At 69.9% G+C, this 22120-nt stretch carries 20 protein-coding genes and 1 tRNA gene; 14 read left to right on the top strand and 7 right to left on the bottom strand.

The features are described 5' to 3' along the window. Positions 1–15 precede the first annotated feature (15 nt). Together rsmA and ACTIE9_RS03535 are read left to right on the top strand one after the other, a co-directional pair. On the top strand, positions 16–867 hold the full coding sequence (gene rsmA / locus ACTIE9_RS03530; protein WP_439564194.1) for a 16S rRNA (adenine(1518)-N(6)/adenine(1519)-N(6))-dimethyltransferase RsmA: 852 nt from the start codon (positions 16–18) through the stop codon (positions 865–867). 24 nt (positions 868–891) lie between these two features. Further along, positions 892–1896 (top strand): hypothetical protein, encoded by a 1005-nt coding sequence (locus ACTIE9_RS03535; RefSeq protein WP_439564195.1) that lies wholly within the window; start codon positions 892–894, stop codon positions 1894–1896. Positions 1897–2032: 136 nt separating this feature from the next. Here the strand turns inward: ACTIE9_RS03535 and rlmC are convergent, their stop codons facing one another. After that, the gene (gene rlmC, locus ACTIE9_RS03540) at positions 2033–3202 is read right to left on the bottom strand and encodes a 23S rRNA (uracil(747)-C(5))-methyltransferase RlmC (protein WP_439564196.1); all 1170 of its coding nucleotides are present in this window, start codon (positions 3200–3202) and stop codon (positions 2033–2035) included. 41 nt (positions 3203–3243) lie between these two features. Between rlmC and ACTIE9_RS03545 the strand changes: the two genes are divergently transcribed. After that, positions 3244–4179: a 4-(cytidine 5'-diphospho)-2-C-methyl-D-erythritol kinase gene (locus ACTIE9_RS03545; protein ID WP_439564197.1), complete on the top strand. Its 936-nt coding sequence runs from the start codon at positions 3244–3246 to the stop codon at positions 4177–4179. On the opposite strand, the gene ACTIE9_RS03550 is transcribed toward ACTIE9_RS03545, so the two are convergent. Further along, a complete protein-coding gene (locus ACTIE9_RS03550) occupies positions 4109–4678 on the bottom strand; it encodes a signal peptidase II (protein WP_439564198.1) in 570 nt (189 codons plus the stop codon). The two genes, ACTIE9_RS03545 and ACTIE9_RS03550, sit on opposite strands and share 71 nt — an antisense overlap. A gap of 54 nt (positions 4679–4732) precedes the next feature. Here ACTIE9_RS03550 and ACTIE9_RS03555 point away from each other — a divergent pair, with 54 nt between their 5' ends. Then, a complete protein-coding gene (locus ACTIE9_RS03555; protein WP_439564199.1) occupies positions 4733–6553 on the top strand; it encodes an ABC-F family ATP-binding cassette domain-containing protein in 1821 nt (606 codons plus the stop codon). A 7-nt stretch (positions 6554–6560) separates the two neighbouring features. Here the strand turns inward: ACTIE9_RS03555 and ACTIE9_RS03560 are convergent, their stop codons facing one another. Further along, on the bottom strand, positions 6561–6992 hold the full coding sequence (locus ACTIE9_RS03560) for a hypothetical protein (protein WP_439564200.1): 432 nt from the start codon (positions 6990–6992) through the stop codon (positions 6561–6563). 53 nt (positions 6993–7045) lie between these two features. Here ACTIE9_RS03560 and ACTIE9_RS03565 point away from each other — a divergent pair, with 53 nt between their 5' ends. Beyond that, a complete protein-coding gene (locus ACTIE9_RS03565; RefSeq protein WP_439564201.1) occupies positions 7046–7444 on the top strand; it encodes a hypothetical protein in 399 nt (132 codons plus the stop codon). A gap of 43 nt (positions 7445–7487) precedes the next feature. Here ACTIE9_RS03565 and ACTIE9_RS03570 read toward each other — a convergent pair whose 3' ends face one another. After that, entirely contained in the window at positions 7488–7997 is a 510-nt protein-coding gene (locus tag ACTIE9_RS03570) for a MarR family winged helix-turn-helix transcriptional regulator (RefSeq protein ID WP_439564202.1), read from the bottom strand. Positions 7998–8122: 125 nt separating this feature from the next. Between ACTIE9_RS03570 and ACTIE9_RS03575 the strand changes: the two genes are divergently transcribed. Next, positions 8123–8194 (top strand) — tRNA-Gln (locus ACTIE9_RS03575). Positions 8195–8416: 222 nt separating this feature from the next. Then, entirely contained in the window at positions 8417–8542 is a 126-nt protein-coding gene (locus tag ACTIE9_RS03580; protein WP_439564203.1) for a hypothetical protein, read from the top strand. 107 nt (positions 8543–8649) lie between these two features. On the opposite strand, the gene ACTIE9_RS03585 is transcribed toward ACTIE9_RS03580, so the two are convergent. Then, the gene (locus tag ACTIE9_RS03585) at positions 8650–9057 is read right to left on the bottom strand and encodes a GreA/GreB family elongation factor (RefSeq protein ID WP_439564204.1); all 408 of its coding nucleotides are present in this window, start codon (positions 9055–9057) and stop codon (positions 8650–8652) included. Positions 9058–9404: 347 nt separating this feature from the next. On the opposite strand from ACTIE9_RS03585, the gene ACTIE9_RS03590 reads away from it, so the two are divergent. From ACTIE9_RS03590 to ACTIE9_RS03600, 3 genes are read left to right on the top strand one after another with little or no spacing between them, the layout of a single operon-like run. Then, positions 9405–10868, top strand: a complete 1464-nt coding sequence (locus ACTIE9_RS03590; RefSeq protein ID WP_439564205.1) for an L-serine ammonia-lyase — start codon at positions 9405–9407, stop codon at positions 10866–10868. Between the two features lie 47 nt (positions 10869–10915). Beyond that, the gene (gene glmU, locus ACTIE9_RS03595; protein WP_439564206.1) at positions 10916–12391 is read left to right on the top strand and encodes a bifunctional UDP-N-acetylglucosamine diphosphorylase/glucosamine-1-phosphate N-acetyltransferase GlmU; all 1476 of its coding nucleotides are present in this window, start codon (positions 10916–10918) and stop codon (positions 12389–12391) included. Positions 12392–12438: 47 nt separating this feature from the next. Beyond that, positions 12439–13416 (top strand): ribose-phosphate diphosphokinase, encoded by a 978-nt coding sequence (locus ACTIE9_RS03600; protein ID WP_439564207.1) that lies wholly within the window; start codon positions 12439–12441, stop codon positions 13414–13416. Positions 13417–13540: 124 nt separating this feature from the next. Here ACTIE9_RS03600 and ACTIE9_RS03605 read toward each other — a convergent pair whose 3' ends face one another. Both ACTIE9_RS03605 and ACTIE9_RS03610 read right to left on the bottom strand, forming a co-directional pair. Further along, positions 13541–14902 carry a transaminase gene (locus ACTIE9_RS03605; protein WP_439564208.1) on the bottom strand — a complete coding sequence of 454 codons (1362 nt, stop codon included), beginning with the start codon at positions 14900–14902 and terminating at the stop codon, positions 13541–13543. A 266-nt stretch (positions 14903–15168) separates the two neighbouring features. Further along, the gene (locus ACTIE9_RS03610; RefSeq protein ID WP_439564209.1) at positions 15169–15528 is read right to left on the bottom strand and encodes a hypothetical protein; all 360 of its coding nucleotides are present in this window, start codon (positions 15526–15528) and stop codon (positions 15169–15171) included. Positions 15529–15705: 177 nt separating this feature from the next. Between ACTIE9_RS03610 and ACTIE9_RS03615 the strand changes: the two genes are divergently transcribed. From ACTIE9_RS03615 to ACTIE9_RS03630, 4 genes are all read left to right on the top strand, one after another. Next, complete coding sequence (locus tag ACTIE9_RS03615) at positions 15706–18762, top strand: alpha-mannosidase (RefSeq protein ID WP_439564210.1); 3057 nt, start codon at positions 15706–15708, stop codon at positions 18760–18762. After that, on the top strand, positions 18759–19397 hold the full coding sequence (locus tag ACTIE9_RS03620; protein ID WP_439564211.1) for an SGNH/GDSL hydrolase family protein: 639 nt from the start codon (positions 18759–18761) through the stop codon (positions 19395–19397). Before ACTIE9_RS03615 ends, ACTIE9_RS03620 begins: the two co-directional genes overlap by 4 nt. 96 nt (positions 19398–19493) lie before the next feature. Beyond that, positions 19494–20516 carry a LacI family DNA-binding transcriptional regulator gene (locus ACTIE9_RS03625; RefSeq protein WP_439564212.1) on the top strand — a complete coding sequence of 341 codons (1023 nt, stop codon included), beginning with the start codon at positions 19494–19496 and terminating at the stop codon, positions 20514–20516. Beyond that, complete coding sequence (locus ACTIE9_RS03630; RefSeq protein ID WP_439564213.1) at positions 20513–22117, top strand: FAD-dependent oxidoreductase; 1605 nt, start codon at positions 20513–20515, stop codon at positions 22115–22117. The genes ACTIE9_RS03625 and ACTIE9_RS03630 overlap by 4 nt, the downstream gene beginning before the upstream one ends. Positions 22118–22120: the final 3 nt, after the last annotated feature.

A 22120-nucleotide genomic window follows, 5' to 3' on the forward strand; every position in this document is an offset into this window, starting at 1 on the left:
CACGGCAGCCCACTCGTGAGCGCCCTGCTCGGCCCGGCGGAGGTGCGCGACCTCGCCGAGCTGCTGGGCGTGAGCCCCACCAAGAAGCTCGGCCAGAACTTCGTGCACGACGCCAACACCGTGCGCCGCATCGTCGCGACGGCGGCCCTGCAGCCGGGCGAGGCCGTGCTCGAGGTCGGCCCGGGGCTGGGGTCGCTGACGCTCGGGCTGCTCGAGGCCGGGCATCCGGTCGTCGCGATCGAGGTGGATGCCCGCCTCGCCGCCCAGCTGCCGGTCACGGTCGCCGAGCTGCAGCCCGCGGCTCGGCTTGCCGTCGTCACCGCCGATGCGCTGCGGGTGGACGCCGTGCCCGACGCGCCCGGCGGCTCACGCCCCACGGCCCTCGTCGCCAACCTGCCCTACAACATCTCGGTGCCCGTGCTGCTGCAACTGCTCGCGCTCGAGCCCGGCATTCGCCGGGTGCTCGTCATGGTGCAGGCCGAGGTCGGGCATCGGCTCGCGGCCGAGCCCGGCTCGAAGGTCTACGGCGGCCCCTCGATCAAGGCCGCCTGGTACGGGCGCTGGCGCGTCGAAGGGCAGGTGAGCCGGCAGGTGTTCTGGCCCGTGCCCAATGTCGACTCGGTGCTCGTCGGCATGACGCGGCACGAGGTGCCCGGCACCGAGGCCGAGCGGGTGCGCATGGGCGAACTCGTCGACGCCGCGTTCGGGCAGCGCCGCAAGATGCTGCGGCAGGCGCTCGCCGAGGTCTTCGGCTCGTCGGCCGCCGCGACCGCCGCGCTCGAGGCCGCGGGGCTCGATCCGACCGCGCGGGGCGAGATGCTCGGGCTGCCTGAGTTCTTGGCGCTCGCTCGGGCGACGGGTGCCTGAGGGCTGCGGCGTGAGGGCCCCGGCGTGAGCGCAGCATCCGGCACCGGGGCCGCACCGCGTCGACTCTCGGCGGCCGCGACGATCGTCATCATGCTCGTCGGCATCGGGGCCGGAAGCCTCGTCGGCGTGCTCGTGCCCGCGGCCGCGAGCGTGCCCGACGGGGTGCTGCTGGCCGTCATCGCCGTGGCGATCGGCATCACGCTGCTGGACGTTCCGCTCGCCTCGTTCGGCCGCGCCGTGCTCGATCGCCGCTTCCTCGCGGCGATCCTGCTGCTCAACCTGGTCGTCTCGCCCCTGCTCGTCTTCGTCATCAGCCGCGTGGTCGTGACCGACCCCGACCTGCAGGCCGGCTTCTTGCTCATGCTGCTCGCGCCGGGCGTCGGGCTCGTCGCCGCGTTCGTGCGGCGCGCCGGCGGCGCGGTCGAGTCGCTGCTGAGCGTCGCGCCCGTGCTGCTCGTGCTGCAGCTCGTCACGGTGCCCGGCTTCATGCTGCTGTTCACGCTCGGCGAGAACTTCCTCAGCCTCGACGGTTCGCGGCTGCCGCTCGCGGTGCTCGCGGGCATCATCGCCCCCGCCGCGGTCGTCACGGCGCTGCAGCTCGTCGGCGTGCGCCGACCCCGGCTCGCCGCCGGGCTGCGCCGCGGCGCGACGTTCACCGCGCCCGCGACGGCCCTCGCCGCGGGGCTCGTCGCCGCCGTGCTCATCCCGCGCGCGGGCGAGCGGCTCGCCCTGCTCGAGGCCGTCGCGCCGCTCTTCGGGGTCTATGTCATCGTGCTCGCGCCCGTCGGCATCCTCGTCGCCACGGCTTTCGGCCTGCCGCTCTCGCAGGTGCGCTCGGTGACCTTCAGCGGGGGAGCCCGCAACGGTCTGCTCGTGCTGCCGATCGCCCTCGCGTTCCCCGACGGGTTCGCGCTCGTCGCGCTCGTCGTCGTGCTCGGCATGGCCGTCGAGATCATCGCGCTCGGCATCTACGGCCTCGTCGTGCCGAGCGTCACCGCGCAGTCGCGCAGCGTGCTCACGCCCGAATAATCACGCTCAAGCGCGCTCGTCCGGCTCACCCCCCCGCCGCGCTTCCCGCGCCGAATGACGGAGTTTTCGCGTGCAGGCTCAGTTCTGCGGGCGTGCGCGGCCCTGATCTCCGTCATTTGGTGCATCGCTGGCCCGCTCAGGCGCGCTCGAGCAGCGTGATGACCTCGAAGTGCGTCGACTGGGGGAACATATCGAGCACGCGCGCTCGCCGCACCTGGTAGCCCGGCATGGCGGCGAGGTCGCGTGCGAGCGACTCGGCGTTGCAGCTGCTGTAGATCACGTGCCGCGGCCCGCGCGACTGCAACCACTCGGCGAGCTCGCTCCCGAGGCCGCGCCGCGGCGGGTTGACGATGACCAGCTCGGGCACCTCTGTCGCCGCGAGGGCGAAAGCGGTCGCGTCGGCGGCGATGAACCGGATGCGCTGCCGGTCGCCCGGCTCGCTGTAGCGCGCGTCGCGGGCCAGCTCGGCGCTCGCGACGGCGTCGGGGGCGGCCTCGACGCCGACGACCTCGCGCACGGCGGAGCCGCCGCTGTACCCCGACGACAGGCCAGAGAGGTGCAGCGCGAACCCGCCGACCCCGCAATACAGGTCCCACACCGAGCCCGGGTCGAGCTCGTCGACCCAGTCGCGGGCCTGCGCATACAGCGCCGCCGCGATGGCGGTGTTGGTCTGCACGAAGCTCTGAGGCCGCACCTGCAGCTCGAGGTCGTTGACCGTGAACGGCAGCACCGACTGATCGGTGAGCACGTGCTCGACCTCGCCCTCGAGCACGGCCTTGTGCTCGGGGTGGATGTTCGCGGTGACGACGCGCAGCGGCGGCAGAGCATCCTGCAGCCACGGCAGCACGCCGCGCACCCGCGTGACCGACTCCTCTGACCGCACCACGAAGCGCACCATGAGTTGACCGCTCGGCGCCTCCGTGACGATGAGGTGCTTGAGCTCGCCGCGCCGAGATGGCACGTCGTACGGCTCGAGCCCAGCCCGCGTGATGGCCGCGATGAGCGCGGGGAAGGCGGCGAGGATGCCCGGCGCGATGATGCCGCATCGCCGCAGATCGACGCCTCGCCCCGCGCCGTCGAGGATGCCCAGCGTCGGCTGCTCGACGGTGCCGCCGACGACCATCTTCGCTTTGGCGCGGAACCCGCTCTCGTCGCTCGCCACGGCGGCGAGCCACTGCGCATCCGCGCCGAAAGGTGTCAGCAGGCGGCGAGCGAGCGCCTCCTTCTCGGCGAGCTGCTGGGCGTACGGCTGACCCATGAGCGTGCACGAGCGGCAGAGCCCGGCGTCGAAGTAGTCGCACTGCATGGTGGGCCCAGGCTACTGGCGGGCTGGCTTAGGGTGGAGCCATGAGCACGGGGGCGACAGACCGAGTGGTGCATGTTCGGGCACCCGGCAAGATCAACGTCTTCATGAAGGTCGGCTCGCTGCTCGACGACGGCTACCACGAGGTGGCCACGGCCTACCAGGCGATCTCGCTCTACGAAGAGGTCTACGCCCGCCCGGCCGACGACTTCTCGGTGCGGTTCTCGGGCCCGATCGACTGCAGCGGTCTCGCGACCGATGGCTCGAACCTCGCCATCAAAGCCGCTCGCCTGCTCGCGCGCGCGGCCGACTACCGCGGTGGTGTGTCGCTTGAGATCGAGAAGCACGTGCCCATCGCCGGGGGCATGGGCGGCGGATCAGCCGATGCGGCCGCCACGCTCGTCGCGTGCGACCACCTGTGGGGCACCAACCTCGGCCGCGACGAGCTGCACGAGCTCGCGGCTCAGCTCGGTGCCGACGTGCCCTTCGCGCTCATGGGCGGAACAGCCGTCGGCACGGGCCGCGGTGACCGCCTCTCCCCCGCGCTCGCGCAGGGCACCTTCCACTGGGTGCTCGCTCTCGCCGACGTCGGCCTGAGCACGCCGGAGGTCTACGCTGAGCTCGACCGGCACCGCGAGCGCCACGTGCACGACATCGCTCCGGCGCCCGAGCAGCCGACCGTCGACATCGAGGTGCTGCAGGCGCTGCGCGCGGGAGACCCGCACCGGCTCGCCGAGTACCTGCACAATGACCTCCAGGCACCCGCACTGCATCTGGAGCCGAGCCTCGCGGCCACGCTCGAGACGGGCGAGCTGCAGGGCGCGCTCGCGGGTCTCGTGTCGGGCTCCGGCCCGACGGTCGCGTTCCTCGCGGCCGATCAGGATGGGGCGCTCGAGCTGCAGGTGGCGCTCAGTGCGTCTCGTCTGACGGTGCTGCGGGCGACGGGCCCTGTTCACGGGGCACGAGTCGTCTCGGGTTGACGCCGATCAGGCTCAGCAGCACGATCGCGATCGCGCCGCCCACGAGGGCGATGTCGGCCACGTTGCCGACGAAGAAGCCGAAGTAGTCGATGAAGTCGACGATCTCGCCGCGCGCGAAGCCCGGCTCGCGGAACAGCCGGTCGCCGAGGTGGCTGATCGCCCCGCCGAGCAGCGCGCCGGCCGCGAGCGCCCACGGCACGCTCGAGATGCGCGAGACAAAGATCGCGATGCCGATGACGGCGAGGGCGGCGACGATCGTCAAGATCCAGGTGTAGTCGCCGCCGATACCGAACGCGGCACCCGGGTTGTAGACCAGGCGCCACTGGATGGCTTCGCCGATGACGGGCACGCCCACCCCGAGCTCGAGCGTCGCCTCGGCCCAGAACTTGGTGCCCTGGTCGAACACGATGATGGCGGCGGCCCACAGCAGCGTCCACGGCAGAACCTGGCGGATGGGTCGGGTCTCGATCGCGTGGCTGTGCTCATGAGTCTCGGGCATGGCTCCCATTCTGCCCGGTCGAGGCCCCCTGCCCGCGCGCCGTAGTCTCGACAGGTGGCCCATCTCCTGGGGGCAGAGTCCCTCCGCGTCGAATACCCCACCCGCGTCGTGCTCGAGGGGGTGACCGTCGGCGTCGGCGACGGCGACCGCATCGGCGTCGTCGGCCGCAACGGCGACGGCAAGTCGACCCTCCTGCGCATCCTCGCCGGCAAGCAGGAACCGGACGGCGGTCGTGTGACGCGCCGCGGCGGCGTCACCCTCGGCATGCTCGACCAGGCCGACGAGCTCGCCACCGGGCTCACGGTGCTCGAGACCGTCGTGGGCGATCGGCCCGAGCACGAGTGGGCGGGCGATCGGAACGTGCGGGATGTTCTCGCCGGGCTCATTGCGGACATCCCGGGCCACACGCTCGTCGACGACCTGTCGGGAGGCCAGCGCCGCCGTGTCGCCCTCGCCGCGCTGCTGAGCCGCGAGTGGGACATCGTCGTGCTCGACGAGCCCACCAACCACCTCGACATCGGCGGCGTGCACTGGCTCGCCGGGCACCTCAAGCGGCGCTGGTCGCCGGGCGCGGGAGCGCTGCTCGTCGTGACGCACGACCGGTGGTTCCTCGACGAGGTGAGCCAAGACACGTGGGAGGTGCACGACCGCATGGTCGAGCCCTTCGAGGGCGGCTACGCGGCCTACGTGCTGCAGCGCCTCGAGCGCGACCGGCAGGCCGCCACCATGGAAGCCAAGCGCCAGAACCTGATGAAGAAAGAGCTCGCGTGGCTGCGCCGCGGGGCACCGGCCCGCACGGCCAAGCCGAAGTTCCGCATCGACGCGGCCAACGCGCTCATCGACGACGTTCCGCCGCTGCGCAACAGTGTCGAGCTCTCGCAGATGGCCACGGCCCGCCTGGGCAAAGACGTCATCGACCTGCTCGACGTGTCGGTCTCATACGGCGAGAAGCAGATTCTGCACGACGTCGAGTGGCGCATCGCGCCGGGCGAGCGCACCGGCATTCTCGGCATCAACGGCGCCGGCAAGTCGACGCTGCTCAAGCTCATCGACGGCTCGCTCGAGCCGACGACCGGTCGCGTCAAGCGCGGCAAGACCGTGGTCGTCGCGACCCTCGACCAGCAGCTCGGCGACCTTTCGGCGGTGGCCCATGAGCGCGTGTCGGCCGTCATCGCCACCAAGCGCACGAGCTACACGGCGGGCGACAAAGAACTCACGCCCGGGCAGCTGCTCGAGCGGCTCGGCTTCACGTCGGCGCAGCTGTCGACCCCGATCAAAGACCTGTCGGGCGGCCAGAAGCGCCGGTTGCAGCTGCTGCTCATCCTGCTCGACGAGCCCAACGTGCTCATCATGGACGAGCCGACGAACGACATGGACACCGACATGCTCGCCGCGATCGAAGACCTGCTCGACTCGTGGCCCGGCACGCTCGTCGTCGTCAGCCACGACCGCTACCTGCTCGAGCGCGTCACCGACCAGCAGTATGCGGTGCTCGGCGGGCGCCTGCGGCATCTGCCCGGCGGCGTCGACGAGTACCTGCGCATCGCCGCGCACGCGGCGGCGCCGACGGGGTCGCAGGATGCGGGGCGCGCGACGGTCGCCTCCGTCACGGCCGCGGCCCCGGCATCCACCGCCCCAACGGCCCCGACCCTCTCGGGGGCGGAGCGCCGCACGCTCGAGAAGGAGCTCTCGGCGCTCGAGCGCCGCATCGCCAAGGTGCAGGGGCAGGTGGATGCTCTGCACGTCTCTCTCGCCGAGCACGACGTGAGCGACTACAGCGGCATCGCCGCGCTGCACGAGCAGGTGCGCGTCTTCGAGGCCGAGCTCGAGAGTGCGGAGGAGCGCTGGCTCGAGCTCGGCGAGTTGTTGGGCTAGTCCCGTCTCACTTGGTCTGACCGATGAGCAGGTCGAGCCGGTAGCCGCGCTTGGTCTGCACGACCTCGACCGGGATGCGCGGCTTCGCTCCGCGCCCGTCGAGCCGCCGCACGGCCTCGTCGTAGATGCTCTCGAGCCCGCGCGGCACCGTGCCGACGACCCCGCTCACGCGCCGGCCCGAGAACAGGCGCACCTCGATGGGGGCGTCGACGCGCTCGTCGTCCATCGAGCGGGCAGGCGTCGCGGTCGTCAGCGTCTCCGGGTCTTCGGCGGCGAGGGCGGCGAGCTCGTCCTGGTGCGGGTTGCTGTTCGCCAGGCGGATCGTGACGTTCTTGTTCTTCGGCACGAGGACTCCGACGTAGTCGTCGAACGATCCCGACCCGCGGTCGTCTTTCGGCAGGCTCTCGTCGACCGGACCCGACTTCTTGAACAGCGCCATGGTTCGATGCTAGCCGGGGCGGTGCACGGCGCGGCGGCCTCTACGATGAGAGCGTGACCGAGCCCCTCGACGCCATCGCCATCGCGGCGGAGGTCTTCGCCTGGCTGACCCTGCCCGTCGGGCTCGTGCTGCTGATCAGCGGACTCGCGCGTCGAGCCTGGTCGAAGCGCTACGCCCCCGTGAAGGCCGTCATCACGACGGTGCACGACCGCGACGCGAAGCTGCGCTGGTTCGCTGACGGTGGCGCGGTGCACGAGAGCACGTCGCCGCTCACCGGGCCGATCCCGGCGGTCGGGGATGCGCGCACGGTCTGGGTGCACCCCTCGCGGCCCGAGTCACCGCGCCTCGACGACCCGGCGCACGACGGACGCGTTCTGCTCACCCTCGGCGGCATCCTGACCGGTGTCGGGGTCGTCGCGACGCTCGTGTCGAACCTCGCGCCCTTCTTCTAGCCGCGCGCATCGCGCGCCGACGGCCCGCGGCGTCGGTTCGCGACTACAGCTCGCTCGCGTCGTCGTCGAAGTCGGCGCTGAGCGTGCGCAGTAGCCCCGCGAGCTTCTCCTGATCGCCGCGGCTCAGCCGCTGCAGCAGGGCCGCCTCGCTCACCATGAGCTGGTCGATCGCGCGGTCGACCCGCACGCGCCCCTCGTCGGTCATGCGCACCCGGATGCTGCGCCCATCGTTGGGGTCGGTGCGCCGCTCGACGAGCCCGCGCGTCGTGAGCCGGTCGATGCGGTTCGTCATGGTGCCGCTCGACACCAGCGTCTGCAGCAGCAGCGCTTTGGGGCTCAACTCGTAGGGTTTTCCGGCTCGCCGCAGTGCCGAGAGTACGTCGAACTCCCACGACTCGAGGTCGCTCGCGGCGAAGGCCTGCTTGCGCGCGAGGTCGAGATGCCGCGCCAGCCGGCTGACGCGCGAGAGCACTTGCAACGGCTCCACATCGAGCTCGGGCCGCTCGCGGCGCCACGCCTCGACGATGCGGTCGACTTCGTCGCGGGCGGTCATGTGTTCATTATCCCGGGCGGGGGATGAGCATCCGTCGCCCGTCGCTCATGACGCGGGATGCTCGCCGCCCGCTCGGGACCGCCCGCCGTGCTCTGGCAGACTGGAGGGGCGCGCCCAGCGCGCGATCCGCCTTGGTGTAACGGCAGCACGACAGCCTTTGGAGCTGTTAGGTCCAGGTTCGAATCCTGGGGGCGGAGCAATCCGGTGGATTGCTCCGCGCGTGGGAGTTGCTGGTGTCGACTGCCGGCTGGGCGCCGACACCGGCAAGCCCCGAGCGCGTCCTCACGGTCATGCGCCAGACCTCACGAGAGCTTCGCAGGGCGGTTCTTTTTTCCTGATCAGAGTGAATATTCGTTCCGTGGGGGAATGGGCTATGGTGGGCGGACCACGCCAGCTGACGAAGGGAAGCGTGAATCGCAATGTCAGGAAAGTCACCGCGCGACGTGAACGCGAAGAAGGAACCGAAGCTCACCCTCAAAGAGAAGCGTGAGGCCAAGCGCGAGAAGGCCGATTCAGGCCCCGCCAAGCCCCGCAAGGGTCGGTGATCGGCAGATCAGCCCACCGTGACCGCGAGTGCAGCCCCAGGCCGTGACGGCCTGGGGCTGTTTCTGTCGCTCGGGGTGCGCGCGCTCAGCTGCTGCGCCTCAGTCGATCACCCGAAGGGTGCCGCGGAGACGATCGTGATGCGCTGCTCGCCCGAGGGTGCCGCGAAGATGACGGTGTCGCCGACGTGGCGATTACTGATCGCCGCCCCGAGGGGAGAAGTCGGTGAGTAGACGTCCAGGTCAAGGCTTGAGTCCAGACCGCTCAGCGCACGGCTGCCGAGGAGGAAGGTCGACTCAGAGCCGTCCGTGGCGAACCTGACCGTGACCAACATGCCGGGCTCGACGAGGCCATCATCCGGCTTGCGATCAACGACGGCACTGCGAAGTAGCGCTCGAAGCTCGATCGCCCGCGCAAGGCTGGGCCCATCGGCGGGTGCGGCCCGGTCAAGCTCAGCGAGTTCCGTCTCGAGCTTCTGACGTGCGGCCTGTGTCATCCAGATCGTCTCAGCAGCCATGGTGTCTCTCTCCTTACCTTTCAGACCGACACGTCGGTCGCCCGCGAGGCCAAACTGCCAGCTTACCCCGCATTGAGGCATTGGGTCGACTTCTGCTCACCATTGCAGGGTGCTCACGAGGGTCATCTCGTCAGCTGAACGGCAACAGAGGGAGACTCACCGCTCGGCAGAGCGAGCGCGCCAACGCGCACCCCGCGAATCGTGCGGCCGCGAACGACCTGCGCCAGAATGGGCGCAGCGGTTCGACGGCGCCCGCACCACGGGCTGCGCCGCGCCGTCGACCCACCCCCGGTCGTGCAGCTGCCCCACCCGTGGCAGCGCCGGTCGGCCCGTGCCAAGGAGCCCGTGTGAGCATCCCCGTCGCCCTCGCCACCCCGCTCGCCGAGCGCGCCTTCATCTCGGCCCTCGACCTGTTCAAGGTCGGCATCGGGCCGTCGAGCTCGCACACCGTCGGCCCCCTGCGGGCCGCGCGCGCGTTTGCCGACGGGCTCGCGGGCCGGCTCGAGCGGGTGGCGAGCGTCGAGTGCGTGCTGTTCGGCTCGCTCGGCTCGACCGGGGTCGGTCACGGAACCCCCGGCGCGGTGCTCGCCGGCCTGAGCGGCCTGGCGGTCGAGACAGTCACGCGCGACGACGTCGAGCGCGTGGTCGCCGACGCCGATCGTGGGATGCTGCGCCTCGGCGGCACGCACCTCATCACCATCACGCCCACGGTCGCGGCGGTGCCCGGCGCGGTGCACGCGACGGGCCCGAGCCAGCCGGCCACGCCCGAGGCCGCGTGGCTTCGCTTCGCTCCGCGCGAGCTCAAGCCGCGGCATCCCAACGCTCTGACGCTGACGGCGCGCGACGCGACCGGTGCGGTGCTCGCCGAGGAGACCTACTACTCGGTCGGCGGCGGCTTCGTCGAGCGCGACGGCGACGAGGGCGACGCGCTCGAGACGACGACCGTGCCCTACCGCTTCGACACGGCCGACGAGCTGCTGCGCCTGTGCCGCGAGCACGGGCTCACGATCGCCCAGCTCGCGCGCGCCAACGAGGCCGCCGTGCGCGGTGAGGCGGCGACGAGCGCGGCGCTGCGCACGATCGCGCGCGCGATGGACGACTGCATCGATGTGGGGCTGTCGACCACGGGAATCTTGCCGGGGGGCCTGAAGGTTCCGCGCCGGGCGGCGGCGATGGCCGACAACCTGAGGGCGCTCGATGCCGCGGCCGAGCGCGACTGCTCGCTCGAGTGGCTGCAGGCCTACGCGATCGCCGTGAACGAGGAGAACGCCGCGGGCGGTCGGGTCGTGACGGCGCCGACGAACGGGGCCGCGGGCATCATCCCGGCCGTGATGCGGCACGCGCTCGACGTCATCCACGTCGCCGACCGCGACCGCGCGGGCGAGGAGTTCCTGCTCGTCGCGGCCGTCATGGGTGGGCTCATCAAGTCGAACGCGAGCATCTCGGGCGCCGAGGCCGGGTGCCAGGGTGAGGTCGGCTCCGCCGCATCCATGGCGGCCGCGGGCTTCGTGCACCTGCTCGGCGGAACCAACGAGCAGATCGAGAACGCCGCCGAGATCGCCATGGAGCACTCGCTCGGCCTCACGTGCGACCCCGTCGCGGGTCTCGTGCAGCTGCCGTGTATCGAGCGCAACGCGATCGGCGCGGGCAAGGCGGTGGCGGCCGCGCGCATGGCGATGCACGGCGACGGCACGCACCTCATCAGCTTCGACACCGTCGTGCAGACGATGCGCCAGACGGGCGATGACATGTCGCGCAAGTACAAGGAGACGAGCGAGGGCGGTCTCGCCGTCAACTACGTCGAGTGCTGAACGCTCGCGCCGAACCGGCCGGTGCCGCGCGCTGACAGAATAGGCGCATGACCGACACGCATCTCGCCGTTGTCGTGCTCGCCGCTGGGCAGGGCACCCGCATGAAGTCGCAGACGCCCAAGGTGCTGCACCTGCTCGCGGGGGTGCCGCTCATCGGCCACGTGCTGGCGACGGCCCGCGCGCTCGACCCGGCGCACGTCGTCGCCGTGGTGCGTCACGAGCGCGACCGCGTCGCCGAGGCCATCGCGGCGCTGGATGCTCGCGCGATCATCGCCGACCAAGACGACATTCCCGGCACCGGCCGGGCGGTCGAAGCGGCGCTCGCCGCACTGCCCGCCGACTTCGACGGCGACGTGCTCGTGGTCTCGGGCGATGTGCCGCTGCTCGATGCGGGCACGCTCGCCGAGTTACTCGCGCAGCATCGCAGCCGCGCGGCGGCGGCGACCGTGCTGAGCGCGGTGCTCGACGACGCCACCGGGTACGGCCGCATCGTGCGCGGCAGTGATGGCGCGCTCGACCGCATCGTCGAGCAGAAAGACGCCTCCGATGACGAGCGCGCCCTCACCGAGGTCAACTCGGGCACGTACGTGTTCAGCCTCGCCCCGCTGCAGCAGAAGCTCGCGCTCGTGTCGACCGATAACGCGGCGCAAGAGAAGTACCTGACCGACGTCATCGGCCTGCTGCGCGGCGACGGCCACGCCGTCGAGGCGCTGCCCGCCGGCCAGAGCTGGCTCGTCTCGGGCGTGAACGACCGCGTGCAGCTCGCCGATGCGGCGCTGCGTCTCAACGCGATGATCGTGCGCGGCTGGCAGCTCGCCGGTGTCACCATCAGCGACCCCGCGAGTGTCTGGATCGACCGCACCGTCACGCTCGAGGAAGACGTCGAGGTGCTGCCGGGCACCCAGCTCAAGGGTGCAACGGCGATCGCGCGCGGCGCCGTCGTCGGCCCCGACACGACCCTCACCGACTGCGAGGTCGGGCCGGAGGCGCGCGTGAGCCGCACCGACGGCACGCTCGCCGTGATCGGCGCGGGCGCATCCGTCGGCCCCTTCGCCTACCTGCGCCCCGGCACCGTGATCGGCGAGAAGGGCAAGGTCGGCACCTTCGTCGAGACGAAGAACTCCACGCTCGGCCGCGGCGCCAAGGTGCCGCACCTGTCGTACATCGGTGACACGACCGTGGGCGAGGGCACGAACATCGGCGCCGGCACGATCACGGCCAACTACGACGGCGTGAACAAGCACCGCACCGAGGTGGGTTCGCACGCGCGAACAGGCTCGCACAACGTGTTCGTCGCCCCCGTTAGAATCGGAGACGGAGCGTACACGGGAGCAGGAACGGTCGTCCGTAAGGATGTTCCGGCCGGCGCCCTGGCCGTGAACGTGGCACCCCAGCGAAACCTCGATCGGTGGGTGGCGGCGAACCGGCCGGGAACAGCGTCGGCCGAGGCGGCAGCGGCCGCATCCACCCCCGAGAGCGAGACGGATGGCGGCGCCGAGGGCGCCGCTGACGGCCCGGCGTAAGCGACCAGCACACGATCGTCGCCTCGGCGGCAGAAGGCGGGAACCCCGTGGCCAGCATCAAGATCACCGGCCAGAAGCGCCTCGTCATCGTGTCGGGCCGGGCGCACCCCGCCCTCGCGCACGACGTCGCCGAGTATCTGCAGACCGACGTCGTGCACACCGACGCCCGCACCTTCGCCAACGGCGAGATCTACGCGCGCTACGACGAGAGCGTGCGCGGCTGCGACGCCTTCGTGATCCAGTCGCACGCGGCGCCCATCAACGAGTGGCTCATGGAGCAGCTCATCATGGTCGACGCCCTCAAGCGCGCCTCGGCCAAGCGCATCACCGTCGTCGCACCCTTCTACCCCTACGCGCGGCAAGACAAGAAGGGGCGCGGCCGCGAGCCGATCTCGGCCCGGCTCGTCGCCGACCTGTTCAAGGCCGCCGGTGCCGACCGCATCATGAGCGTCGACCTGCACGCCGCACAGATCCAGGGGTTCTTCGACGGGCCCGTCGACCACCTGTTCGCGATGCCCGTGCTGCTCGAGCACTTCCGCTCGCAGCTCGACCCCGCGACCCTCACAGTCGTCTCGCCCGACATGGGCCGCGTGCGCGTCGCCGACATTTGGAGCGACAAGCTCGGCGCCCCCCTCGCGATCATCCACAAGCGCCGCGACCCGCTCGTGCCCAACCAGGTCTCGGTGCACGAGATCGTCGGCGAGGTCGAGGGCCGCGTGTGCCTGCTCGTCGACGACATGATCGACACCGGCCGAACGATCGTGAAGGCCGCCGAGGCGCTCAAGAAGGCGGGCGCGACGGGGGTCGTCGTCGCCGCGACGCACGCGGTATTCAGCGACCCGGCCTTCGAGATTCTGCAGCACGAGTCGGTCGACCGCGTCGTCGTGACCGACACGCTGCCGATCCCCGACGAGAAGCGCTGGGACCGCCTGACGGTGCTGCCGATCGCCCCGCTCATCGCGCGCGCCATCCACGAGGTGTTCGACGACGGGTCGGTCACCTCGATGTTCGACGGCGCCGCTTAAGCGGCGCTCTGTTCGACGGCGCCGCCTGACCCCCACGCCGTGACGCCGTTCGTGGGCGATGAGCCTGAACGTTCGGCGTCATCGCCCACGAACGCGGTCACCGCGTCGAGTGGGCCGCGCGGGCCTAGACGTCAAGCAGGTCGCGGATCGCGGCCTCGAAGACCTCGTGGTGGGCATCCACGTCGGCGCGCGTCGTCATGGGCGCCATGAGCGCCATGTTGTGGAACGGCGTGAGCATGATGCCGCGGTTCACCAGGAACAGGTGCAGGAAGTCTTCGAGCTCGCCGTCGGCCGCCTCGGCCGCGAGCGTGCCGTTGATGGGGTACGGCCGGGCGAAGCGGTACTCGGCCCGCGCGCCGAGCTGGTTGATCGCCCACGGCAGGTCGTAGCGGTCGAAGAGCTCGTTGACGCCGTCGGTGAAGTACGTGGCCGTGTCGATCATGTGCGCGAAGGCCTCGTCGGTGAGCACGTGCTCGAGCGTCGCGCGCATGGCGGCGACCGAGAGCGGGTTGCCGGCCAGGGTGCCGCCGACGCCGCCCATGTCGACGAGGTCGAGGTCGGTGCGGGCGAGCGCACGCTCGGCGAACTCGGCCGACAGCCCGTAGGCGCCGGTCGGGATGCCCCCGCCGATCGACTTGCCGATGACGACGAGGTCGGGCTCGAGGTTGTAGGCCGTCGTCATGCCGCCGGGCCCGGCCGAGAACGTGTGCGTCTCGTCGATGATGAGCAGTGCGTCGTACTGCCGCGTGAGCGCACGAACACCCTCGAGGTACCCGGGCTCGGGCAGCACGATGCCGATGTTGGTGAGGGCCGGCTCGATGAGCACCGCGGCGACATCACCGTGCGCGAGCGCGCGCTCGAGGCCGGGCAGGTCGTTGTACTCGGCGGCGCGCGACGTCTGGGTCACGTCGACGGGCGCGCCGACGTTTCCGGGGCGCGACATGCTCTCGCCGTCGGGCCCGACGACGACGAGCGACTCGTCGACCGATCCGTGGTAGCAGTACGAGTGGAAGACGATCTTCGGCTTTCCGGTGATCGCGCGCACGAGGCGAATCGCCCAGCGGTTCGCATCCGTCGCCGTCAAGGAGAAGCTCCAGCGGTCCATTGTGAAGCGGCGCGATAGCTCGGCGCCCACCCACTCGGCGTCTTCCGTCGGCAGCATAGTCACGAGGCCGCCGAGCTCGCCGGCGCGGCGGGTGATCGCCTCGACGACGGCGGGGTTCGAGTGCCCGGCCATCGAGCCGGTGTCGCCGAGGGCGAAGTCGATGTACTCGTGCCCGTCGATGTCCCACACCCGGTTGCCGTGGGCGCGGTCGAGGTAGATCGGGAAGGCGCCCGACTTCTTGTTCATCCACGTCATCGGCACGCGGCCGAAGAGGTGCTCGGCGCGCGCATAGGCGGCGGCCGACTTCGGGCGGGCGGCGATGAAGGCGTTCTGCTCGCGCTCGGTGAGCTCGGCAAGACGGGTGCGATCGATGCTGATCATGATGGGGTTCCTCACTGTTCGTCGACGATGCGGATGCGCCCGCCCGGGTATGCCGAACGACCGCGCAGCGGCATCGGTCCCGCGCGAATCAGTGCGACTGAGGTGACCGGAAGCGATGAAGGCAACCACCGCTCCTCGACGGGTCACGCCGCCTCGAGAGAGCCTCGGGGCGCCGTTCGCAGGCGCGGAACCCCTCCAGTGTGGCAGGAGAACCCGCGGCCTGCCAACCGTGCGCCCGTTTCGGGATGCTCGCGCGGTGCCGCGCGTCAACTCAGCGTGCGCGGCACGAGGCGCGGAGCCCCCGGGATCAGGCCGAGCAGCGCGACGAGCACGTCGCCGCTCGGGGTGACGGCGTAGCACGTCCACCCCATCGCCTCGGGCGACAGCAGCTCGAACGCGACGCGCGAGGGGGTGCGCTCGTTGGCGTAGAAGTCGACGGCGAGCCGGCACGACTGCTCGGCGGTGGTGCGGGCGATCGAGTAGGTTCCGACGGCGGTCGGCAGCAGCATCCCGATCAGCGCGATGAGCGCGACCCAGCGCATGACGCGGCGGCGGCGCTCCCACGCCGGAAGGCCGGCGTCGTCGTCGACCGCCCCGCGCAGCTCGATCGGGTCGTCGTCATCCATCACGGTCAGTCTGCCATCCGTCACCGGGTGCATGGCTTGACAGCATCCGGGGCGCGCGACCTATACTCGTTCCCGAGCGCTAATACGTATTAGCACTCTCGTCGACGCAGATGCCCGTGTGCGGTGTGGCTCAGCCGCTCGCGACGGGCGGGCTCAGAACCGAGGGGCAGCAGCACCGTGCACGATACGACTCACCTGATTCAGACGCGTGTCGAGCGCTTTCTCGTCGAGCGCCTGCGCCCGGCGCTCTACCGCGAGACGGCGGCGGTCGGCCTCGAGGCGTGGGAGGTCGAGGACGAGCCGGTGCCGTTTGCTGTCGCCCGCGTTCAGCAGTACCGGCCCATCGCGGCCGGCGACGCCTGGGGGCGGCCGTGGGGCACCGTCTGGTTGCGCGTCTCGGGCACGGTTCCGCAGCACTGGGTCGACGACAACGCGTCGACTGAACTGCTCGTAGACCTGGGATACACCACTCGGATGCCCGGTTTTCAGGCCGAGGGCCAGGCCTACGACGCCGACGGGGTGATCATCAAGGCGCTCGAGCCGCTCAATCAGCACGTGCCGCTGACCGCGGCGGCGGGGCAGACCGTCGAGCTCTACATCGAGGCCGCCGGCAACCCTGACCTCTGGCAGGGGTACAAGTTCGAGCCCAACCCTCTCGGCGACAAGGCGACGGCGGGCACGGCACCGATCTACCGGCTCGGCGACGTCGTTCTGGCCCGCCGTGACGAGGTCGTCGCCGAGCTCATCGCCGACGTCGAGGCGCTGTACGGCCTTCATCAGGTGCTGGATGCTCACTCACCACGTCGTGCCGAGATCCTGCACGCCCTCGACGCCGCGATCGACGCGATCGACCCGCACGACGTGCGCTCGACGGCGGTTGCGGGCCGCTCGGTGCTCGCTCCCGTGCTGAGCCAGCCGGCCCAGGCCAGCGCGCACCGCGTGCACGCTGTCGGTCACGCCCACATCGACTCAGCATGGCTCTGGCCGGTGCGCGAGACCGTGCGCAAGGTCGCGCGAACGTTCTCGAACGTGATGGCGCTGATGGATGAGGATGACACGGTTACCTTCGCCGCCTCATCCGCGCAGCAGTATGCGTGGTTGAAGCAATCGCAGCCCGCGCTCTTCGAGCGGTTGCGCGGCTATGTGGCGTCGGGGCGTTTCGTGCCCACCGGCGGAATGTGGGTCGAGTCCGACACCAACATGCCCGGAGGGGAGGCGCTCGCCCGGCAGTTCATCGAGGGCAAACGGTTCTTCCTGGAGGAGTTCGGTATCGAGCCCACTGACGCGTGGCTTCCCGACTCGTTCGGCTATAGCGCCGCACTGCCGCAGATCGTGGTTGCCGCCGGGAGCGAGTGGTTGCTGACCCAGAAGATGACCTGGAACGAGACCAATCGAATGCCGCACGACACGTTCTGGTGGGAGGGCATTGACGGTACTCGCCTCTTCACACACTTTCCGCCCGTGGCGACCTACAACTCTGACCTCTCGGCGAAAGATCTGGCACGGGCAGAGCGCGAGTTCTCGGAGAAGGGCCACGCGAACACCTCGCTCGTGCCGTTCGGCTACGGCAACGGTGGGGGAGGGCCGACCCGCGAGATGGTCGCCGCAGCGCGCCGCACGGCTTCGCTGGAGGGTTCGCCCACGGTGACGATGTCGACGCCCGACGCGTTCTATCGGGCCGCCCTCGCCGAGTATCCGGAAGCGCCGGTGTGGGCGGGCGAGATGTACCTCGAGCTGCACCGCGGCACCTACACCTCGCAGGCGCGCACGAAACGCGGCAATCGGCGTAGCGAGCATCTGCTGCGCGAAGCCGAGCTGTGGGCCACGCACGCCACCCTGGTGGCCGGTGCCCCGTACCCGGCCGATCGTCTGCGCGCGGCGTGGCAGTCGGTGCTCACCCTGCAATTCCACGACATCCTTCCCGGGTCGTCGATCGCATGGGTGCATCATGAGGCCGAGGCGACCTATGCCGCCGTGGCTGCCGAACTGGAACGAATCATCGACGACGCGCTCGGGGTCATCCTGGGCAGTGGAGAGCTTCCGATCGTCGTCAATGCCGGGCCGTATGCCCTCGCGGGCGCACCCGCCCTCGGAGCGGTCGTCGCCGGCGAGGCAACCCCCCAGCGGCCTGTCGTGGTGGAGCGACACGACGGTTCGATCACTCTCACGAACGCCTGGGTGTGCCTGGTCATCGACGCAGCGGGGCGCATCCTCTCGGTGCGCGATCTCACCAGCGACCGCGAGGTCGTGCCCCCCGGTGCGGCGGTCAACGAGCTGCAGCTGTGCCGCGATACACCCGACACGTGGGACGCGTGGGACATCAGCGAGCACTACCGACGCTCGATCGAGGTGCTGACCTCCGTCGACACCATCGAGATCATCCGTGCCGATGCGGATCGCGCCGAGGTTCGCATCGTGCGAACCTTCGGGCAGTCGCACCTCGAACAGGTAGTGAGCCTCGACGCATCTTCTCCCACGATCGATATCGAGACGACGGTTGACTGGCACGAGAGGCAGAAGCTGCTCAAGCTGGCGTTTCCGGTCGATCTCGTCAGCGACCGTGCCGCGAGTGAGATCCAGTTCGGTCACGTGCACCGCCCGACGCATGTCAACACCTCGTGGGACTCCGCGCGCTTCGAGACGGTCGCCCACCGCTGGGTGCACGTGGGGGAGCCCGACTTCGGCGTCGCGATCGCCAACGACGCGACTTACGGTCACGACATCACGCGCACCCGGCACGGTGATCGGCCGACGACGACGGTGCGACTCTCCTTGTTGCGGGCTCCGTTGTTTCCCGACCCAGAGGCCGATCAGGGTCAGCACCGCATGCGGGTCGCACTCCGGGTAGGCGCCTCGATTCCGGATGCTGTGCACGAGGGTTACCGCCTCAACGTTCCCCTGCGGCATCGCCGGGGTCGGGTCGGTGCTCCGCCGATCGTCACGATCGACCATGACGCAGTCGTCGTCGAGGCGATCAAGCTCGCCGATGACGGCAGCGCAGACCTCATCGTGCGCCTCTATGAGGCCCACGGCATCCGGGCCCGCGCGCGTCTCACCGCACTGATTGAGGTGGACTCGGTCGCGGAGTGCGACCTTCTCGAACGACCTCTCGCACCCACCGGTGCTGTCGCGCTGGAGGGGCAGGCCGTGCGACTCGACCTGCGCCCGTTCCAGCTCGTGACCGTGCGAGTGCGTGCTGCGGCACAAGGAGCGAACGCGCAGGTGAGCGCGTGAGCGCCGGCGCCGCCTCCGGACTGACCCTGCACTTCACCGGCGACAGCGTGACCGATTGCGGGCGTCGCACCGACCCTGACCGGCATCTCGGTGATGGCTACGTGCGACTGCTCTCGGAGCGCCCTGACCTTGCGGGCGATCATGTGGTGAACACGGGAATCAATGGCAATCGCGTTCGTGAACTCACCGATCGCTGGCAGCGCGACGTGCTCGCGACGCCCCCCGATCTGCTCTCCGTGCTGGTGGGCATCAACGACACCTGGCGGCGCTACGACAGTGACGACCCCACCTCCGTCGATGAGTACGTCGAGGGCTACGCCCGGCTCATCGACCAGGCGCGAGCGGCGGGGGTGCGCGCTATCGTTCTCTGCGAGCCGTTCGTCCTGCCGATCTCCGACGAGCAGCGCGCCTGGCGCGATGATCTGAACCCCAAGATCGAGGCGGTGCATACGCTCGCGCGCGAGCTCGGCGCAGTGCTGCTCGAGACCGATCGCGCTCTGACCGCCCTCGCCGCCGAGGTGGGAGCCGCCGCGGTCGCGGCCGATGGCGTGCATCCGACCGTTCTGGGGCACCGGGCGATAGCGAATCTGTGGTGGGACGCGACGAGGCCGGTGATTTCTGGCCTGCGCTCTTGATAATGCGCATAAGCGCGTGGTAATCTCAGTGCTAATACGCATTATCACATCATCAGCACCGAAGGAGTTGCCGTGGCGGCACCGAAGCATCACAAGATGACGCAGCGCAAGATCGCTGAGCTCGCGGGCGTGAGCCAGGCGACCGTCTCGCTGGTGCTCAACGGGAAGGCCTCTGATGCATCCGTGCGTATTCCCGAAGAGACGCGTCAGAGGGTTCTCGACGTCATCCGTGAAACGACCTACGTCGCCGATCCGGCTGCGCGTCGCTTGGCCGGCGCGGGCAACAAGATTCTCGGGGTCTTCACCTACGAGCCCGCGTTCCCCAGCAGCAGCCACGACTTCTACGCCCCGCTGCTCACCGGCATCGAGGCGAAGGCTGAAGAGCAGGGCTTCGATCTGCTGATGTTCACGAGTGCCCCAGTAGTCGAGGGTCGTCGGCGCCTCTTTCACGAGAACAACCGCCTCCAGCTGGCCGATGGCTGCCTGCTACTTGGGCTCGAGATGGACGGCGCCGAACTGCACCGCCTGCTCGAGACCGGGTTCCCGTTCGTTGCGGTCGGTCGTCGTGACGCAGCGGGCGTGCCCTACGTCGGTATCGACTATGCGACCGGCACCGCGGCGCTGGTCGACCGGGCGCTCACTCTCGGCCACCGTCGTTTCTTCTACCTGCACAAGCCGAGCACCGGTGAGGCCGTAGTCGACCGTCAGGAAGGCTTCTCCCGGCTGCTGCGGGCGCGCGACGATGTCGACCACCGGATGATGCCGGTGCACGATGGTGAGCTGGTCAGCGCGTGGCAGACGATCACCGCCTACGCGCCCTCGGTTCTCTTCATCGAGTCGGCATTGGATGCCGTCGAACTCGTGCGGCTCGCCGCCGAGTCCGGGCTGAGCATTCCCGACGACATGTCCGTCGTGGTTCTCGGAGAGGCGGCCTCGTACGACGCCGACCACTCCGACTTCACGAGCATCGATCCGCCGCGGATCCCGCTCGGTGCAGCGTGCGTCGAGCTGCTCGCGCGCCTGCTCTCCGACGACGATCAACCGACGGAGGAAGAGCGTCGCACCCTTCTGCCCTGCCGAATCCACGACGGTGCAACGTTGACAGCAGTCGCGCGATGAGTGCACGACACACGGAGATCCTGATCGTCGGGGGAGGCCTCGGCGGTGTCGCCGCTGCCCTGGCCGCGCTGTCGGCGGGGCGCAGGGTCACTCTCACCGAAGAGTACGCGTGGCTCGGTGGGCAGCTGACCAGCCAAGCTGTGCCTCCCGACGAGCACAGCTGGGTCGAGCAGTTCGGCATCACGGCGACCTATCGGCGGTTGCGTGAAGGAATTCGCGACTACTACCGCCGCGCCTACCCGCTCACGGCTCGCGCTCGGCTTGCCCGCGACCTCAACCCCGGTGCCGGACTCGTCAGCAGGCTCTGCGCCGAGCCCGCCGTGGCGGCTGCCGTCATCGATGAGATGCTGCTGCCGTTCGTCGGCGCCGGCCGCCTGACGATCCTTCGTCCTGCCCGGCCCACCTCGGCCACTGTCGATGGCGATCGGGTCACCTCGGTCACCATCACCATGCTGGCCACGGGCGAGACCCACGACATCACCGCCGACTTCGTGCTCGACGCGACCGAGCTGGGCGATTTGCTGCCGATGACGGGCACCGAGTACGTCACTGGGTTCGAGTCGCGTCACGACACTGGTGAGCCGAGTGCTCCCGAGGTAGCGCAGCCCGACAACCAGCAGGCGATCAGCTGGTGCTTCGCCATCGATCACGTCGACGGCAATCACGTCATCGACAAACCCCGTGACTACGACTACTGGCGCGCGTACCAGCCCGAGTATTGGGGCGCTCCGATGCTGTCGTTCACAGCGCCTGACCCGCGCACGCTCACGACGGTGACCCGCTCGTTCAACCCGCTCGTCGACGATGACCCGCACGCCCAGACGGCCGACCAGCGGGTCAACCAAGGTGATCGCGAACTCTGGATCTTCCGCCGCATCGCCGCCGCGAAACTGTTCACCCCGGGTGCGTACGACAGCGACATCGTGATCGTGAACTGGCCGATGATCGACTACCTCGACGGCACGATCATCGATAATCCTGATGCCCAGACTCACCTCGAGGCGTCACGCCAGCTCTCCCTCTCGATGTTCTATTGGCTGCAGACCGAGGCGCCGCGGCCCGATGGGGGTACCGGATGGCCGGGCCTCCGTCTGCGCGGCGACATCACGGGCACAGCCGACGGTCTCGCCCAGGCGCCGTACATTCGTGAGTCGCGCCGTATTCGGGCCGACTACACAGTGGTCGAGAACGACATCTCGGTGGCGGCGCGCGGTCACGGTCGACCCGCCACCTACTTCGACTCGGTCGGCGTGGGCATGTATCGCATCGACCTCCACCCCTCGACGGGTGGCGACAATTACATCGACGTCGCGTCGGCGCCGTTTGAGATTCCCCTCGGAGCGCTCATCCCCATCCGGATGACGAATCTGCTCCCAGCGGGCAAAAACGTCGGTACCACCCACATCACGAATGGAGCCTTCCGGCTGCATCCGGTGGAGTGGAACATCGGCGAGGTGGCGGGCTGGCTAGCGGCCTTCTGCTTGGACCGCGCGGTTGATCCCCGCGCGGTCCGCACCTCCTCTGAACTCTTGGAGGAGTTTCAATCCCTGCTCACCAAAGCGGGCGTCGAGCTGCACTGGCCCGACGTCACGGGCTACTAACTA

The organism is Microcella sp. (assembly GCF_051860105.1).
Classification (GTDB): Bacteria; Actinomycetota; Actinomycetes; order Actinomycetales; family Microbacteriaceae; genus Microcella.

Excerpts from the sequence above, each read along its gene's own strand:
- ACTIE9_RS03570 (WP_439564202.1), bottom strand. The coding sequence starts at position 7,997 with ATGACCGCCCGCGACGAAGTCGACCGCATCGTCGAGGCGTGGCGCCGC.
- ACTIE9_RS03550 (WP_439564198.1), bottom strand. The coding sequence starts at position 4,678 with ATGCCCGAGACTCATGAGCACAGCCACGCGATCGAGACCCGACCCATC.
- ACTIE9_RS03625 (WP_439564212.1), top strand. The coding sequence starts at position 19,494 with ATGACGCAGCGCAAGATCGCTGAGCTCGCGGGCGTGAGCCAGGCGACC.
- ACTIE9_RS03545 (WP_439564197.1), top strand. The coding sequence starts at position 3,244 with ATGAGCACGGGGGCGACAGACCGAGTGGTGCATGTTCGGGCACCCGGC.
- ACTIE9_RS03560 (WP_439564200.1), bottom strand. The coding sequence starts at position 6,992 with ATGGCGCTGTTCAAGAAGTCGGGTCCGGTCGACGAGAGCCTGCCGAAA.
- rlmC (WP_439564196.1), bottom strand. The coding sequence starts at position 3,202 with ATGCAGTGCGACTACTTCGACGCCGGGCTCTGCCGCTCGTGCACGCTC.
- ACTIE9_RS03610 (WP_439564209.1), bottom strand. The coding sequence starts at position 15,528 with ATGGATGACGACGACCCGATCGAGCTGCGCGGGGCGGTCGACGACGAC.
- ACTIE9_RS03630 (WP_439564213.1), top strand. The coding sequence starts at position 20,513 with ATGAGTGCACGACACACGGAGATCCTGATCGTCGGGGGAGGCCTCGGC.
- glmU (WP_439564206.1), top strand. The coding sequence starts at position 10,916 with ATGACCGACACGCATCTCGCCGTTGTCGTGCTCGCCGCTGGGCAGGGC.
- ACTIE9_RS03605 (WP_439564208.1), bottom strand. The coding sequence starts at position 14,902 with ATGATCAGCATCGATCGCACCCGTCTTGCCGAGCTCACCGAGCGCGAG.
- ACTIE9_RS03585 (WP_439564204.1), bottom strand. The coding sequence starts at position 9,057 with ATGGCTGCTGAGACGATCTGGATGACACAGGCCGCACGTCAGAAGCTC.
- ACTIE9_RS03580 (WP_439564203.1), top strand. The coding sequence starts at position 8,417 with ATGTCAGGAAAGTCACCGCGCGACGTGAACGCGAAGAAGGAACCGAAG.